Origin of the sequence: Pseudomonas sp. SBB6, assembly GCF_024213215.1 — a bacterium.
Classification (GTDB): Bacteria; Pseudomonadota; Gammaproteobacteria; order Pseudomonadales; family Pseudomonadaceae; genus Aquipseudomonas; species Aquipseudomonas donghuensis.
The window spans coordinates 1-16,041 of record NZ_JANAVH010000010.1 but is presented as its reverse complement, the minus strand read 5'-3'; the positions used below and the strand labels follow the sequence as shown (position 1 = coordinate 16,041).

Sequence of the window (16,041 nt, the reverse complement as noted above, 5' to 3'; positions counted from 1 at the left end):
ACATGCCTTGCAAGGCGGGGTTTATCTGGCTGGCTGGCAGCGCGGCGCCGACCTTGCAGGTGACTGTACTGGCGAAAGGCCCCTTCGCTGTGCTCCGGCAGGTGTTGCCAGCCGCCTGTGAAGCTCCAGCCGGTGACGCGCAACGTGTCCTCTACCTAGTCACCTTGGCGGATGATCGAGTCGGGTGCGGCCGGTTCGTCGATCAGTTGCTCGAACACTTCAAGGACAGGGTATTTGGCCGGTGGTTGCGGCTTGGGCGGGGGCGAGCAGCAGGGCTAATGAAATAGAGAAACGGGCATCCATGGATGAAAACTCTTGGTCGAAAAAATGGTTCTTCACGCAATCCCGGGGCTATGGTCCTTGGGTTGGGTTGTTGAGGCTGCGAGCTTATCCATTCGGCGCCACAGCAAATGGATAAGCTCGCAGCCTCAAGTGATGAAGATGATTTTCGACACCAGCTCTGCACTGTTCTTGGCCTGAAGCTTCTTCATCAGCCGGGCGCGATGGACTTCCACGGTGCGGTGGGAAATGCCCAGTTTGCGCGCCACTTCCTTGCAGGTCAGGCCGTTGACGATGTGCAGCGAGATCTCCCGTTCGCGCGGGGTCAGCTGGATGGTCGGCGCCGGCTGACGGTCCAGGCGCTCGAAATGCCAGACCATCAGTTTGAACGGGTCCTCGACCGTCAGGGAAAACCCGTGGGCCCGGGCCCAGAACACCTCGCCGTTGCGATGCTGCATGAAGCGCTCGTCGGAGTAGAAGGCGCCGGGGCCGTTGCGCAGCCAGTGCTCGCTGCGCTCGCCGATGCTCTGGTAGTCGGCTTGGGAGGGGTACAGCAGCAGGGTCAGGTGGCCCTGCAAGTGTTCGCGCTCGTAGCCGAACAGGCGGACGAAGGCCTGGTTGCAGTCGAGCATGCGCCGATGTCCGGTGATCATCTGCGGTGCGGGAGAAACCTGGAAGGCCAGGCGCTCGAGGTCCTGGAATCGCGGATCGTGTACGGTCATCAGGCATCCTGCCTTGGGTTTATCTCGGGTACTACTTACTGGCGTAAGTAGTTGCCCCAACTAGCGTGCTATTCGGGCACTGAATCATTGTATGGAATACGCGCTTCAAGGACAGAAGAAAATCACCATGACTCACGATTCCGTATCCATCGTCGCAGCCGCCCACAGTCCTTTCGGTCGCCTGGACGGCCTGAACCTCGAGGACCTGATCGTCAAGGTTACCCGCGACGCCTTGGCGGACGCGGCGATCGACGCAGCAGAAATCGACGCACTGTTTCTCGGGCACTTCAACTCCGGCTTGGTGGCGGATGGTTTCCCCGCCTCGCTGATGCTCCAGGCCGACCCGCAACTGCGCTTCAAGCCCGCCACGCGCTGCGAGAACGCTTGCGCCTCAGGCTCAGCGGCGATCCAGGCCGGGATCAACGCGATCCGCAGCGGTGCCGCCGAACTGGTACTGGTGGTCGGCGCGGAGAAAATGACCGGCAACAGCACCGTCGAAGTCACCCGGGCCCTGGCCGGCGCCGGCTACCAGAACGCCCTTCAGGAGGCCGGCCTGAGCTTCGCCCAGCTGTTTGGCCAGGTGGCGCAGCAGTACGCCGAGCGCTACCACAGCCCCTTGGCCTCGATGGCCGCGATCGCGGTGAAGAATCACGCCAATGCCATGGCCAACCCCCTGGCGCAGATGCACCGGGTGATGGACTTCGAACACTGCAACAATGTTTCCCAAGGCAACCCGCTGATCGCTCCGCCACTGCGCCTGACCGACTGCTCGCTGATCAGCGACGGTGCGGCGGCGATCATCCTCGCCTCGCCGCGGCGCGCCCGTTCGATGCGGCGCCAGGTGGCGATCCGTGCCATGACCCAGGTGAACGACTTCCTGCCCTTGTCGCGCCGCGACGTGCTGGCCTTCGAGGGGCCGCAACGGGCCATCCAGGGGGCCCTGCGCGAGGCCGGGGTGACCCTCGGCGACCTGAGTTTCGCCGAGGTCCACGACTGCTTCACCATCGCCGAACTGCTGATCTACGAAGCCATGGGCCTGGCGCCCAAGGGCGAGGGCCACCGGGTGCTGGACGCGGGCATCGTACGCCAGGGCGGCCGCCTGCCGGTGAACCTGTCCGGCGGGCTCAAGGCCAAGGGGCATCCGGTGGGGGCCACCGGGGTATCGATGCATGCCCTGGGCTTTGCCCAACTGGTCGGTGAACCTATCGGCCTGGGGGTGCCCGGTGCCGAGTTCGGCTTGCTGTTCAACATGGGCGGCATGGCGGTGGCCAACTACGCCAGCGTCCTGCAAGCGGTCAAGGTCTGAGGATGAACATCGCCCATTGGCTGCACGCTGCGGCCCAGCGCTGGCCGCGGCGGCCGGCGCTGTTCGAGGGGTACCGCGAGGTCGCCGACTACCAGGCGTTCGCCGCCCAGGCCCGGGCACGCGCCCTGCAACTGTGCGACGAGTACGGCATCGTGCCGGGCGACCGGGTGGCGCTGCTGATGAAGAACAGCTGCGCTTATCTCGAACTGTTGTACGCCATCTGGTGGAGCGGGGCGGTGGCGGTGCCGATCAACAGTAAGCTGCACGCACTGGAAGCCGCCTGGATTGCTAACAATGCCGGGGCACGGCTGGTCTATACCGATGAGGGCCGGGTGTTCGACAGCGCGTCGCTGCCGGTCGGCTGCCGCGAACTGGCCGCACCCGGGCCGGACGATCAAGGCCCGGTGCCGGGCGGTGAACTGCTGGAGCCACATCCGCGGCAGGACAGCGACCTGGCCTGGCTGTTCTACACCTCCGGCACCACCGGGCGTTCCAAGGGCGTGATGCTGTCTCATGGCAACCTGATCGCCATGTCCTTGTGCTATCCGCTGGACGTCGATCCGGTGGCCGCTGATGACGCGGTGGTCTATGCCGCGCCGATGTCTCACGGCGCCGGCCTGTACAACTTCATCCATGTGCGCTGTGGCGCCCGGCACGTGGTGCCGGCGTCCCGGGGGTTCCAGGCGGCGGAGTTGTTCGAGCTGGCGCAGGCGCTGGGCCAGGTCAGCCTGTTTGCCGCGCCGACCATGGTCAAGCGCATGGTCGACCAGGCCCGGCAGCAGGGCTATTGCGGCGAAGGGATCAAAACCATCGTCTACGGCGGGGCGCCGATGTACCTGGCCGACCTCGCCCAGGCCCTGGACACCTTCGGCCCGCGCCTGGTGCAGATCTACGGCCAGGGCGAATGCCCGATGACCATCAGCGCGCTGTCGCGGGAGGCCATCGCCGACCGCGGGCATGCCGACTGGCCGGTCATTGCCGCCTCGGTCGGGCGTGCCCACGCCTGCGTCGAGGTACGTGTGGTGGATGCGCAAGGCCAGCCCCTGGCCCCCGGCGAACCTGGGGAAATCGCCGTGCGCGGGGCGGCGGTGATGCAGGGTTACTGGGACAATCCGCAAGCCACCCAGGAGGCCCTGGTGGATGGCTGGCTGCGTACCGGCGACATCGGTTTCCTCAATGAACAGGGCTACCTGACCCTTACCGATCGCAGCAAGGATGTGATCATCTCCGGCGGCAGTAACATCTACCCGCGGGAAGTCGAGGAAGTGCTGGTCCAGCACCCCGAGGTGTTCGAAGTGTGCGTGGTGGGGGAGGCCGACGCCCATTGGGGCGAGTCGGTGGTGGCCTTCGTGGTCCTGCGCACGCCCCACAGCCTCGATGCGCAGGCACTCAACGATTGGTTCCTGGCGCGCATGGCCTCGTTCAAAAAACCGAAGAAGTACCTGTTTTGTGCCGAGCTGCCGAAGAACAGCTATGGCAAAATTCTCAAGACCCGCTTGCGCCAGTGGCTGCAGGACCCCATGGGGCCTTTGAGCAACCTCTGAAGCACTGCATTTCATGGATAGCACTACGACAGGAGTCCCCACGATGGGCGTGTCAACTTCCAACTCCCAGCGCCAGCGGCGCCGGGCCTTCATCGGCGCCACTTCCGGCCACTTGATCGAGTGGTACGACTATGGCGTCTATGGTTTTCTGGCCTTGTACATCGGCAAGGCCTTCTTCGTCTCTGACGACCCCACCAGCAGCCTGCTGGCAAGCTTCGCGGCCTTTGCCCTGAGCTTCTTCATCCGGCCCCTGGGCGGCCTGTTCTTCGGCCCCCTGGCCGACAGGATCGGCCGACGCAAGACCCTGATCACCGTGCTGGTGATGATGGCCGGCTCCACCTGCCTGCTGGGCCTGTTGCCAACCTACGCCAGCATCGGCATTGCCGCGCCGGTGATCCTGGTGCTGATCCGCTGTGTGCAGGGCTTCTCCGCCGGTGGCGAAATCGGCACCATCACCAGCTTCATTTCCGAATATGCCGGGCCTGGGCGCCGGGGGTTCGCCACCTGCTGGCTGATGGTCACCGCCGTGCTCGGCCTGCTCCTGGGCGGCGCCGTGGCCAACGGTATGACCTGGGCCCTGGGCGCCGAACTGATGCAGGAGTGGGGCTGGCGGATCCCGTTCCTGATCGCCGGGCCGCTGGGCTTCATCTCGATGTACATCCGCCTGAAACTTGAGGACAGCCCGGAGTTTCTCGCCCTGGTCGAGGCCGGGCAGACCTCCAAGGCGCCGCTGCGCGAAGTCTGGCAGTGGAAGCGCTCGATCGCCCTGGTGTTCTTCATCATCACCCTGCACAGTTCGATCTTCTACCTGGTGCTGACCTTCGCCTCGACCTACATGTCCAACACCCTCAAGTTCGACAGCGGTACCACCTTGCTCTATGTGTTCGTCGCCAGCCTTTCGGCGGCGGTGGTCATGCCCTTCGGCGGCGCCTTCACCGATCGTTATGGGCGCAAGCCGTTCCTGATGGTGATCGGCACCCTGGCGACGCTGGCCATGTACTGGTTCTTCAAGACCGCGCCCGGCGCCACCCCGGCCACCTTGTTCTGGCCGTTGATGGCCGTGGCGGTCCTGTTCGGGCTGTACGCGTCCTCGACCTACGCCCTGATGAGCGAGCTGCTGCCAACGCGCATCCGCTCCACCGGCATCGCCGTGGCCTACAACATCCCGGTGGCGGTGTTCGGCGGCAGTGCGCCGCTGATCTCCACCTGGCTGATCAAGCTCACCGGCGACATCACTGCGCCCTGGTACTTCTACGTGGCGACCGGGGTCGCGTCGCTGCTGGCACTGGTGGTGCTGCGCAAGGAGGATTTCGTTGCGTGTGGCCATGACGTTCGGCATGAGGGTGGCGCGGCGGTGCCAGGGTTGGTAAATCTGCAGCCTTGAGCCCGTCGGTCGGCGCCAGCGTTGGCTGGCGCCGCCTGTCACAATCGAAGTTGCGGTGGCGGCTGCAACGGGAACTTCAGGGTACTGGCCAGGTCAATGGGGGCCCTGTATCGGCAATGCCGAGCAGCACTGTGGTCTGTTTACGGCAGTGCCGTCCGAGATCAGTCGAGTCCGCCCCCTGATGCCAACCAAGAATTTTCTCCCGGGTCTGATCCTGGTGTTCTGCGCCGTCGCGTCGTTTTGTGCGGTTGCTGCTGAACGAACAGCGGCCGCGCACAGTAACAGCGCATCAACCACCCTCATCGAAACCGCCTCGCGGCAGTATGAAAATGGCCAGTTGGACCAAGCCGCTGCCACGCTGGAGCGAGCCCTGCATATCCAGCCGAACAATCCAGCGACGCTGCATTACCTCGGTGTCTTGCGTCTTCAGCAGGGGCAGTACCAGCAGGCTGAAACCTTGGCGGCGCGCTCGAACATGCGGGTTGGTCGCAACGTCGAGTTACGCAACCGCAACTTCCAATTGATCCAGGCGGCGCAGCAGGCCCGGTCTTCGGGTACCCCGCCCAGCGTCAAGGCGGACCTGGTCGCAGTACAGAAGAGGCAGGAAGAGCAGGCGCAAAGGCGCAGCGAGGCAGCACTGGGCGTTGCCGAACAATCCACCCAGCCTGGGTACGATGACGTTGTAATTCCCCGCAGCCATTTGCCGCCGCCGGGTAAATGCCGAATCTGGTTTCCTGATCGCCCGCCGGGGCATCAGCCCGCACCCGGCAAATGCAAGAAGCTGCGGTATCGGGTTCCGTCAGGGGCCTACCTGGTGCACGGTTGAGCTTCTCCGTGTCCAGGTCTGGCCGCCGCCAGCCGGTAGCGTTGCCGACCACGTTGTGGGAGGGCAAAAGCGGACGTTCATATGTACTCCACCTCACCGCTGTAGCAAATGCACTGTCATACCAACCAGCGCGCAGACTAACAGCACTTGAATGACTCCCCGTTTGAAGCGAAACAAGGCGACGGCGGCACCGACCGCGATCACCGCAGATGGCCATTCAAACGTGCCGTTAAAGCCGTTTGGCCAAAGCGCGTGATAACCGAAGAACAGCGCCAGGTTGAGGATCACGCCTACCACTGCGGCGGTGATGCCGGTGAGTGGGGCGGTGAACTTCAGCTCGTTATGAGTCGACTCCACCAACGGTCCGCCAGCCAGGATGAAAAGGAAAGACGGCAGGAACGTAAACCAGGTGACGAGGCTGGCCGCGATTGCGCCGGCAAGGAAAGGCTGATCGGCACCAAACATTGGGTTGGCATACCCACCGACAAACCCCACAAATGCCACCACCATGATGAGTGGCCCAGGAGTGGTTTCGCCCAGCGCGAGCCCGTCAATCATCTGGGTAGGCGTCAGCCAGCCGTAATGACCAACGGCACCCTGGTAGACGTAAGGCAACACCGCGTAGGCGCCGCCGAATGTCAGCAAAGCGGCTTTGGTGAAAAACCAGCCCATCTGGGTCAGGGTGCTGTCCCAGCCAAACGACCCTATCAATGCCCCCATTGGCAGTAGCCACAACCCGGCACCAACCAGCGCCAGGCGCAGTAGATGCGCCCAGCGAAAGCGCGCGTGCTCGGGCGTTGGCGTGTCGTCATCGATCAGGGCGGGGCCGTAATTGGCTTTCGCAGCACCATGCCCGCCGCCAATGACGAACTTGTCCGCGGCTAAGCGGCCACCGACATAACCGCTGATACCGGCAACCAGCACGATCACCGGGAACGGAACGTTCAACGCAAAAATAGCCACGAAGGAGGCTGCGGCAATCGCCCAAAGCCAAGCGTTCTTCAGGGCCCGAGAGCCGATCCGGTGAGCGGCGTGAACCACAATCGCCGTCACCGCAGGCTTGATACCGTAGAAGATCCCGGCCACCACCGGCACCTCACCAAAGGCCACATAGACCCAGGACAATCCGATCAGGATAAAAAGCGACGGCAGCACGAACAGCGCCCCGGCAATCACTCCTCCCCAGGAACGGTGCATCAACCAACCGATGTAAGTTGCAAGCTGCTGGGCCTCCGGGCCGGGCAGCAGCATGCAATAGTTCAGTGCGTGTAGAAACCGCTTTTCACTGATCCAGCGCCGACGCTCGACCAGTTCCTGGTGCATGATCGAAATCTGACCTGCCGGGCCGCCAAAGCTGATGAAGCCAAGTTTGAGCCAGAACAGGAATGCTTCAAACAAGCCGACAGGCTGCGGATCAGCCTGCGGCTGATCGCTAATTGGAGAGGTTGTATCAACCATTGGCAACATCCTCGCTTGCGAAAGCCGCCAGGAGGCCATCAAAGATGCCCCCGGCAACCTGGGTCAGTTGATCGTCATCGAGAATACTTTCCCGCAACCCTGTGAGGACACGCTCAATCCCTGGGGCTTCAACGGGCTGGCTCCCCCCCACGTCCAGGTAGTGAACGACGGCGGCGAGTCGCGATAGCCCCGATACTTCAAGGGCAAAGCTGGCAATGAGGGTCTCGAAGGAGACTCGCTGGCCGGTGTGGCTGAACTGGGCCCCATCGAAATCGAAACCGAGCGCCTCGCCAGGACAGTCCTTCGGGCTATCCAGCCAGATGATTTTGGCGTCCGTATCGATAAAGCGGCGGATCAACCAGGCGCAGGCAAGCCGGTCTACCCACGGGCGTTTTCGGGTCGCCCATTTACGCCTTTGAAACGCGCTGCGATCAAGAACGATGATCGGCTGTTCATAGGCTGTCGGCTCGTCGGCAGACAGCGCTCGACTGATTGCCGTCTCCAGGTCTTGAAGCGCTGAATCGGCCTGGGCTTTGGGTGCGCCAGGGAAAAAATCGATGGTCGTCAACTGGCCATAGGCTTTCCTGAGTTTTCTCACCTGCCGCGCTACTTGAGGTGCATTGTCCTGAGTCAGCGCTGCTCGGCAGCCAGCAATGTCTTCCAGCAGCTTGGTGTAGTCATCGCTTCGGTCGAACAGTGCACTGAAGCGTTCTTCCGGCGCCGAAAACGTCAGCAAGTATGCCGTGCCATTGAGGCTAAGTACGTCTCGCTCGACCGTCTCGAATGCATCTTTGCTCACGCTGAGCTCGGGGAGCAGATAGACACCGTCGCGCAAAACCGTCGCGCCTGAAGACTTCAGGGTCCTCCAGGCACGCATTCGCTCGGTCGCATTCGCTGTCGGTAGACCAAGAATCAATAGCGACCAATCGATCATGTAGATTTCTCAACTATTAATGTTATGTACTCTACATTAAAACTGATTAAACCGAAGTCAATCTCATCCTGCCGGGATAACCAGGGCGGGGGGAAAAAGCCGTGGTGTACGCGCCGCGCGAGGGCAGAGGATGAGCTGCTGCGCTATCTTGCGCAGCTGGATGCGGATGGGCTTGCCCGCGAACGCGGCAGTTCATCCGCGTTCATCAGCCAATCAGCTGCATGTATTCCACAAAGTCGGGTGTCGAAAAGCCTAGGCTGCCGTTGCCCCGAAATGCCCCATTAACCCTGCGCAGTTGGATGCGTTCGGCCTCTTCAGGGCAGGTCGGGAAAAATGCCCCGCCTGGCTCGCTGTGCATGAAGAAGTCGCCCAGCTTGGCGCCACAGTGTTCGCAGTGGTTCATGTAGTAGATGCAGCCTGCGGTTTTACTACGTGCAGGTTTGTATTGCTGAGTGCGCAGGCGAAGCTGCTCGAGCACATCGGGCGAAACCGACGCTAGCTGCGAGACCTTGGCGTAGTAGCCATGGCATGCCCAGTACCCTTGGTGGCAGGTCAGGGCGAAGGCTTCGTCCTCATCCTCGACCACCTCGAACTCCTCATGCTCCGGAGGTAGGAGGAAGGCGAACACCCGGCCCCAGTTGCTGCACTTCCAGCAGTCCGACAGCGACTCGGCAATGTAGTAGTAGGGCGAGCGGATCTGGTACTCAGACAGGTGCTCCAGCGCCGGCTCCGGTGGGCTGGGCAACCAGCGCACGAACAAGCCGATCTCCTTGCCCTCAGGCACGTACCAGGTTTTCAGCTGCGGGTCCCAGCGGGCGCCGAGGGCCTTGGCTTCATCCTTTTCTGCGAAAGGGACATTCAGGTCGGCCCGGGTCATGACGCGCCCTCGAAGCGCAGGCAACGCTGCGCGATGCAGATCCCGGCGAGCATCACGGCGTACTTTGCAGCCGTGCCCCAGGCCAGGTACTCGGCGAGCGTGCCGAGTGTGATACCGATGGTGATCAAAAGCAGTATTCGAATGAAAGACTTCATGGCTATCCTTGCAACGATGAATCTCCGTGGGGGGCGCCCGATGCTAGCAAATCCGGCGTTGATCGGGGCAGTGGGGTGATGCGAGAAGCAGGCATCGTCAGTCGTTAGCGCAGGCGCCATAAGTACAAGTCGCCAGGGGGGGAGGCGTTAGTTGCCAGTACACCAGCCCAGGCCGCCCCATTGCGGGACAAGGAGTCAGGTTTTTTTCGGCTGCTTTGGCTTGAATACTAGAGTGCTAAATGTTCGCACCTGGCCGGTTCTCATTACGGCACTCAATACTGTTCGCGCCGCTCACTGGACCGGTAAAAGCTACGCTTGATCATTGGCCGACTATTGCCCAATGCTTTAGTCCAGCTCTGGGCCGTTCTGCAAGACGCATGGGTGGTAAGGGCATTGAGGAAGCTATGACTGACCGCGAACAACTTCATCGAGATGGCTATGTGCTGCTCCGTCAAGCAATTCCGGCCGAGTGGCTGGGTGACCTTCGTGCCGTGTTCGATGCGGGGGTGACACCATCGGGCCAATGGCCGGTACCGCGTGGCATGGGCTGGCGCCATTCGCTGTTAGACACTGACTCGACGGTTCAGGCTGTGTGTCGTCTGCCGCAGGTGCTGGCGGCGGTTGGTGAGTTGATCGGAGAGCGGTTCTTCCTCTCGCAGGTGGAGGGTCGCGAACCCCTTGCAGGTGACGGTCATCAGCAGCTGCACCGCGACTTGTCGGCCCAACGGCCAGGCGACATAGTGAGCGCGCTGGCTTATTTCGACGATTATGGTCCCGAGAACGGCGCGACACGTATCGTCCCCGGCAGCCATCGCCCTGAGCAGGGAGAGCCGCCATTCGACTTCAATGACGAGTCCCGGTCTGTGCAGCTTTCAGGCTCCGCTGGCGACATCCTGGTGTTTGATGTCGATTTAGTGCATGCGGGCAGTCTGAACTCAATCGGCGCACGCCGTCGCTCCCTCCTGATTAGCTACTTTTCTGAGCCTCTGTACGCGTCACACCTGGAAACAGTGAGCCTGCGAAGTGTTCGGATGGACACGAGCGATCGGTTCGATCCCTCGGATTTTGCCTTTGGGGCTATATAACCTGACCTACCTGACGCAAAAGCCAGTTATCCCTGGCAACGCAGCCGGCCCGATGCGCTTGGCTATTGGTCCAGCAGCGGTGCCAGCAGTGCACACATGCCGCGCCAGTGCGAACCCTCCCAGTAAACCCGTTGGCAGGCGTCGCAGCGCAGGAATTGCGAATAGAGGGCGCCAATGCGTGGCGGCACCTGCGGCCGGGCCAGTTCCGGGCTGATCGCGTGCAGCGGCTGGTTGCAATGAAGGCACAGGCTGAATGGCCGCGCGCTACGCGCCAGATCGAGGCGCTCGTACAATTCGCGCAGTTGCAGCGACGGTTTCAGGGCATGTACGTAACAGCCGTGGCTGATGATCCGCCGCTTGAGGAGTTCGCGGTCGCGGGTTAGCACGATGCGTCCTTGCTGCGCAGCAATCTCGGCAATCTCGGCGTCCTCGAAGCCATTGTCGTAGAGCGTGTCGAAGCCACTCATGCGCAGCAGGCTGGCCAGCCCGCCAAGGTGCGCATCAGCGATGAAGCGCAGCACCCGTAAAGGTTGCGCACGAACCTGTAGCAGCGGGCTGATGTCCAGCGCTTCGAACTTGGGATACACCGCCAGCCGGTCACGGTCGAAGATCACCCGCTCGAAGCCCACCGACTCGTCGTTGAGCAGCACCAGCTCGACCTCGGTGTGCGGTATCCCAAGCGCCTCGATCATGTGCTTGACCGTGGCCCCGCGCGCGCACTCGCAGGTGAAGGACTGCCGCCGCCGTTCGGCCGGCAGGAAATCGTTGAGCTCCTCGTAGAAGCGAAAGGTTGCACTGGTCATGCTGATCAGTATGGCAGGGCTGCGGGATGAGCGCGTCGAGCCCGGTCAACGACTATCCGGATCCCCTCATTCAGCAACGGAACAGGCGATGCACGCCTTTGTCATCCCGTTCTCCCTCCCAAGTAGTCTGAAACTCCCATGCCGCTTGGGAGTATCGGCCGATGCGCAATTCCCCGCGCTTGTTCACAGTGGTGGCTGGTAGCAGTAAAGGTTCCATGCTCCGGCCTCTGTGGCTGGGATTGCTTGGGAGAGCGCTATGACTATCCGCAAAAAAATCACATCGCCGACGAGCGACCTTACCGATGACGCTGATGCCGGCCTGTATCCCATCACGCTCGCCTCCACCAACCAGGCAGACGCCGCCCCCGCCAGCACTGCCATCAGCGTGGCCAGCGCCCTGAGTGTCGTGGCGACGGGGGTGAACGTTTCGTTGGACGAGACCGCCGGGTTGCAGAACAACACGGCCACCGCAAGCCCTGCGGGAGACGCTGACGACAATGATATTCTGCTCACGGCGCTGCCCTCGGCCTTTGCTGCCCGGTTGACAGCGTTGGGGGCAGGTACCGCAACAGGTGCAGCCCTGAGTGGCTATACGGGTGCGGTGGGTAACACCGGCAGCGATGCGTTCACCATCACCGCGGCACCCGGCGGCAGCGTTACCGATGTCAGCTTCAGCGACAGCCTGGGCGCACCGCTCAATGGCCTGGACAGCGGACTCGATACCCTCGATGGCACCAGCATCCTTCTCTATACCGATAGCAACAACAACATCCTGGTAGGCCGAGCCGGGGGCCCAGCCGGCGCGATCGTGTTCGCGGCCTACATTGAAGAAAGCGGATCGCCGGTCACCGGCGGCAAGATCTGGACCGTGGAATACCAGCCGCTCAAGCATCCGGACGCCAGTAACCCGGACGATGCCCTCAACCTGCTGAACAAGGTGTTCATCGGCGCCAGCCAGGACCTGGCATTCAGCCTGGCCAATGCGCCTTCCGGGCAGAACCTGTTCCTGATGTTCACGAAGGCGACCCCGACCGTTGTCGACGTCGGCGGAGTCTTGCGGATTACTGACCCGACCATTATCGCCACCGGCAAGGACCCCGCCGACCAGTCGAGCGGCGCCAATATAACGACGGGCGACACGATCAATACCAGCCAGGCGGGTGGCCCGACCACCTTCGGCACCAACAATCAGATGATTGTCGAACAGGAAGGCATCCGCTTTTCGTTCGTCACCGGTGCCCGGCAGAATGTGACCATTCCCAACCTTAGTCAGAACGAAGCAGATGTTGAATCCAACATCGACTTCACCGACGTCTTCAATACGAGGTCGGCCACGTTCGACGTCGTGCAGTTGCAAAGCGGCAAGAGCGCGGTGGTAAAAGTCAGCGCATTCAGCACCGCTGCTGAACCTGGCGTGAATTTCATCAACGGCTATGTAGGTGATGCGTCGGTTGCAATCAGCAATGTTCGCGTCATCAACATCAGCACCGGGCTGGTGATCGAGAACTCGGACGGCTCGGCGAATGATCCGGCCATTGTCATCAGCTTTGCTTCCGGGGTTGCAACCATCACCGGCGTTAAAGCTGGCTACCAGATTGAATACACCACAACGGCAGACCACAACCGCGTGCTCATCGAGAACGGCGCGGCCACCGACGCCAAGGGCAATAATCACGCCGATTTCGATATCGGTGGCTTCACGCTGCGCCAAGCCTCTACTACGACCGCCGAAATTGGCTCGAAGATGATCTTTGAGGACGATGGCCCAAGCATCAGCACCACCGGCACCGAGCCGATACTGACAGTCGATGAAACCGTGCTGGCGACCGACGCCACGCAGAACTTCGCCGCCAACTTCACCTCGGCGTTTGGCGCCGATGGCGCCGGTACGCTGACCTATGCGCTGGGTGTGGTGGCCGGGGCTTCCGGCTTGACCGACACTGCTACCGGAGAGGCCGTCAACCTGTCGCTCAATGGCACAGTAGTCGAAGGCCGCACGGCGACGACCAATCAGCTGGTGTTCACCGTCAGCGTCGCCGCCAACGGTGATGTCACCCTCGACCAGCTCCGCGCCGTAGTGCATTCCGACACCACCAATCCGGATGATTCCACCAGCCTGACCTCGGACAACCTGGTCACCCTGACGGCAACCAAAACCGACGGGGATGGCGACAGCGTCCAGGCGACCCTCAACATCGGGCAGAACCTGGTGTTCAAAGATGACGGCCCAAGCATCAGCACCACCGGTACGGAACCGATGCTGACGGTGGACGAAACGGTGCTGGCAACCGATGCCACGCAGAACTTCGCTGCCAACTTCAGCTCGGCGTTTGGCGCCGATGGCGCCGGCACGCTGACCTATGCGCTGGGCGTGGTGGCCGGGGCTTCCGGGCTGACCGACACCGCCACCGGTGAGGCGGTCAACCTGTCGCTCAACAGCGGCGTGGTCGAAGGCCGTACGGCCACGACCAACCAACTGGTGTTCACCGTCAGCGTTGCCGCCAACGGTGACGTCACCCTCGACCAGCTCCGCGCCGTGGTGCATCCCGACACCACCAATCCGGATGATTCGACCAGCCTGACCTCCGACAACCTGGTGACCCTGACGGCAACCAAGACCGACAAGGACGGCGACAGCGCCCAGGCCACCCTCAACATTGGGCAAAACCTGGTGTTCAAGGATGACGGCCCGAGTATCAACACCACCGGCACCGTGCCGATACTGACAGTTGATGAAACCGTACTGGCGACCGACGCCACGCAGAACTTTGCGGCTAACTTCACCTCGGCGTTTGGCGCCGATGGCGCCGGCACGTTGACCTATGCGCTGGGCGTGGTGGCGGGGGCCTCCGGGCTGACTGACACCGCTACCGGGGAGGCCGTCAACCTGTCGCTCAACAGCGGCGTGGTGGAAGGCCGCACGGCCATAACCAACGAGCTGGTGTTCACCGTCAGCGTCGCCGCCAACGGTGACGTCACCCTCGATCAGCTCCGCGCCGTGGTCCATCCCGACGCGACCAATCCGGATGACGCCACCAGCCTGACCTCGGACAACCTGGTCACTCTGACGGCAACCAAAACCGACAAGGACGGCGACAGCGCCCAGGCCACCCTTAACATCGGGCAAAATCTGGTGTTCAAGGACGACGGCCCGAGCATCAGCACCACCGGCACTGAGCCGATACTGACAGTCGATGAAACCGTACTGGCGACCAACGCCACGCAGAGCTTTGCGGCTAACTTCACCTCGGCGTTCGGCGCCGATGGCGCCGGTACGTTGACCTATGCGCTGGGCGTGGTGGCGGGGGCCTCCGGGCTGACTGACACCGCTACCGGGGAGGCCGTCAACCTGTCGCTCAACAGCGGTGTGGTGGAGGGCCGCACGGCCATAACCAACGAACTGGTGTTCACCGTCAGCGTCGCCGCCAACGGTGACGTCACCCTCGACCAACTCCGCGCCGTGGTGCATCCCGACACCACCAATCCGGATGATTCCACCAGCCTGACCTCCGACAACCTGGTCACCCTGACGGCAACCAAGACCGACGGGGATGGTGACAGTGCCCAGGCCACCCTCAACATCGGGCAGAACCTGGTGTTCAAAGATGACGGGCCAAGCATCAGCACCACCGGCACGGAACCGACGCTGACGGTGGACGAAACGGTGCTGGCAACCGATGCCACGCAGAACTTTGCGGCTAACTTCAGCTCGGCGTTTGGCGCCGATGGTGCCGGCACCCTGACCTATGCGCTGGGCGTGGTGGCCGGGGCCTCCGGGCTGACCGACACGGCCACCGGTGAGGCCGTCAACCTGTCGCTCAACAGCGGCGTGGTGGAAGGCCGTACGGCGACGACCAATCAACTGGTGTTCACCGTCAGCGTCGCCGCCAACGGTGACGTCACCCTCGACCAGCTCCGCGCCGTGGTGCATCCCGACACCACCAATCCGGATGATTCCACCAGCCTGACCTCCGACAACCTGGTCACCCTGACGGCAACCAAGACCGACGGGGATGGTGACAGTGCCCAGGCCACCCTCAACATCGGGCAGAACCTGGTGTTCAAAGATGACGGGCCAAGCATCAGCACCACCGGCACGGAACCGACGCTGACGGTGGACGAAACGGTGCTGGCAACCGATGCCACGCAGAACTTTGCGGCTAACTTCAGCTCGGCGTTTGGCGCCGATGGTGCCGGCACCCTGACCTATGCGCTGGGCGTGGTGGCCGGGGCCTCCGGGCTGACCGACACGGCCACCGGTGAGGCCGTCAACCTGTCGCTCAACAGCGGCGTGGTGGAAGGCCGTACGGCGACGACCAATCAACTGGTGTTCACCGTCAGCGTCGCCGCCAACGGTGACGTCACCCTCGACCAGCTCCGCGCCGTGGTCCATCCCGACACCACCAATCCGGATGATTCCACCAGCCTGACCTCCGACAACCTGGTGACCCTGACGGCAACCAAAACCGACAAGGACGGCGACAGCGCCCAGGCCACCCTGAACATCGGGCAAAACCTGGTGTTCAAGGATGACGGCCCGAGCATCAACACCACCGGCACCGAGCCGATACTGACGGTGGACGAAACCGTACTGGCAACCAACGCCACGCAGAACTTCGCCGCCAACTTCACCTCGGCGTTTGGCGCCGATGGCGCCGGCACCCTGAC

General features: G+C 62.5%; 12 protein-coding genes. 6 read left to right on the top strand and 6 right to left on the bottom strand.

Annotation, left to right across the window (positions count from 1 at the left end; genetic code table 11):
• Positions 1 to 428 precede the first annotated feature (428 nt).
• Entirely contained in the window at positions 429 to 1,001 is a 573-nt protein-coding gene (locus NLX68_RS19010; protein WP_254285261.1) for a LuxR C-terminal-related transcriptional regulator, read from the bottom strand.
• A gap of 127 nt (positions 1,002 to 1,128) precedes the next feature.
• On the opposite strand from NLX68_RS19010, the gene NLX68_RS19005 reads away from it, so the two are divergent.
• The 4 genes from NLX68_RS19005 to NLX68_RS18990 all read left to right on the top strand — a co-directional run bounded on the left by NLX68_RS19005 (position 1,129) and on the right by NLX68_RS18990 (position 6,061).
• Complete coding sequence (locus tag NLX68_RS19005; protein WP_254285259.1) at positions 1,129 to 2,307, top strand: acetyl-CoA acetyltransferase; 1,179 nt, start codon at positions 1,129 to 1,131, stop codon at positions 2,305 to 2,307.
• 2 nt (positions 2,308 to 2,309) lie between these two features.
• Positions 2,310 to 3,851, top strand: a complete 1,542-nt coding sequence (locus NLX68_RS19000; protein WP_254285257.1) for a class I adenylate-forming enzyme family protein — start codon at positions 2,310 to 2,312, stop codon at positions 3,849 to 3,851.
• 43 nt (positions 3,852 to 3,894) lie between these two features.
• Entirely contained in the window at positions 3,895 to 5,235 is a 1,341-nt protein-coding gene (locus tag NLX68_RS18995; RefSeq protein ID WP_254285255.1) for an MFS transporter, read from the top strand.
• A gap of 181 nt (positions 5,236 to 5,416) precedes the next feature.
• The gene (locus tag NLX68_RS18990) at positions 5,417 to 6,061 is read left to right on the top strand and encodes a tetratricopeptide repeat protein (RefSeq protein ID WP_254285253.1); all 645 of its coding nucleotides are present in this window, start codon (positions 5,417 to 5,419) and stop codon (positions 6,059 to 6,061) included.
• A 93-nt stretch (positions 6,062 to 6,154) separates the two neighbouring features.
• Here NLX68_RS18990 and chrA read toward each other — a convergent pair whose 3' ends face one another.
• From chrA to NLX68_RS18970, 4 genes are all read right to left on the bottom strand, one after another.
• The gene (gene chrA, locus NLX68_RS18985) at positions 6,155 to 7,519 is read right to left on the bottom strand and encodes a chromate efflux transporter (RefSeq protein WP_254285251.1); all 1,365 of its coding nucleotides are present in this window, start codon (positions 7,517 to 7,519) and stop codon (positions 6,155 to 6,157) included.
• Positions 7,512 to 8,453 carry a chromate resistance protein ChrB domain-containing protein gene (locus NLX68_RS18980; protein ID WP_254285249.1) on the bottom strand — a complete coding sequence of 314 codons (942 nt, stop codon included), beginning with the start codon at positions 8,451 to 8,453 and terminating at the stop codon, positions 7,512 to 7,514. Before NLX68_RS18980 ends, chrA begins: the two co-directional genes overlap by 8 nt.
• Before the next feature lie 205 nt (positions 8,454 to 8,658).
• Positions 8,659 to 9,330 carry a DUF5710 domain-containing protein gene (locus NLX68_RS18975; RefSeq protein ID WP_254285248.1) on the bottom strand — a complete coding sequence of 224 codons (672 nt, stop codon included), beginning with the start codon at positions 9,328 to 9,330 and terminating at the stop codon, positions 8,659 to 8,661.
• Complete coding sequence (locus NLX68_RS18970) at positions 9,327 to 9,485, bottom strand: hypothetical protein (RefSeq protein ID WP_254285246.1); 159 nt, start codon at positions 9,483 to 9,485, stop codon at positions 9,327 to 9,329. The genes NLX68_RS18975 and NLX68_RS18970 overlap by 4 nt, the downstream gene beginning before the upstream one ends.
• Positions 9,486 to 9,889: 404 nt before the next feature.
• On the opposite strand from NLX68_RS18970, the gene NLX68_RS18965 reads away from it, so the two are divergent.
• Positions 9,890 to 10,570: a phytanoyl-CoA dioxygenase family protein gene (locus NLX68_RS18965; protein WP_254285244.1), complete on the top strand. Its 681-nt coding sequence runs from the start codon at positions 9,890 to 9,892 to the stop codon at positions 10,568 to 10,570.
• A 62-nt stretch (positions 10,571 to 10,632) separates the two neighbouring features.
• Here the strand turns inward: NLX68_RS18965 and NLX68_RS18960 are convergent, their stop codons facing one another.
• Positions 10,633 to 11,373, bottom strand: coding sequence for a Mut7-C ubiquitin/RNAse domain-containing protein (locus tag NLX68_RS18960; protein ID WP_254285242.1), 741 nt, complete (start codon positions 11,371 to 11,373; stop codon positions 10,633 to 10,635).
• A gap of 256 nt (positions 11,374 to 11,629) precedes the next feature.
• On the opposite strand from NLX68_RS18960, the gene NLX68_RS18955 reads away from it, so the two are divergent.
• A partial coding sequence (locus NLX68_RS18955; RefSeq protein ID WP_254285241.1) for a DUF5801 repeats-in-toxin domain-containing protein occupies positions 11,630 to 16,041 on the top strand: 4,412 nt, incomplete at its 3' end.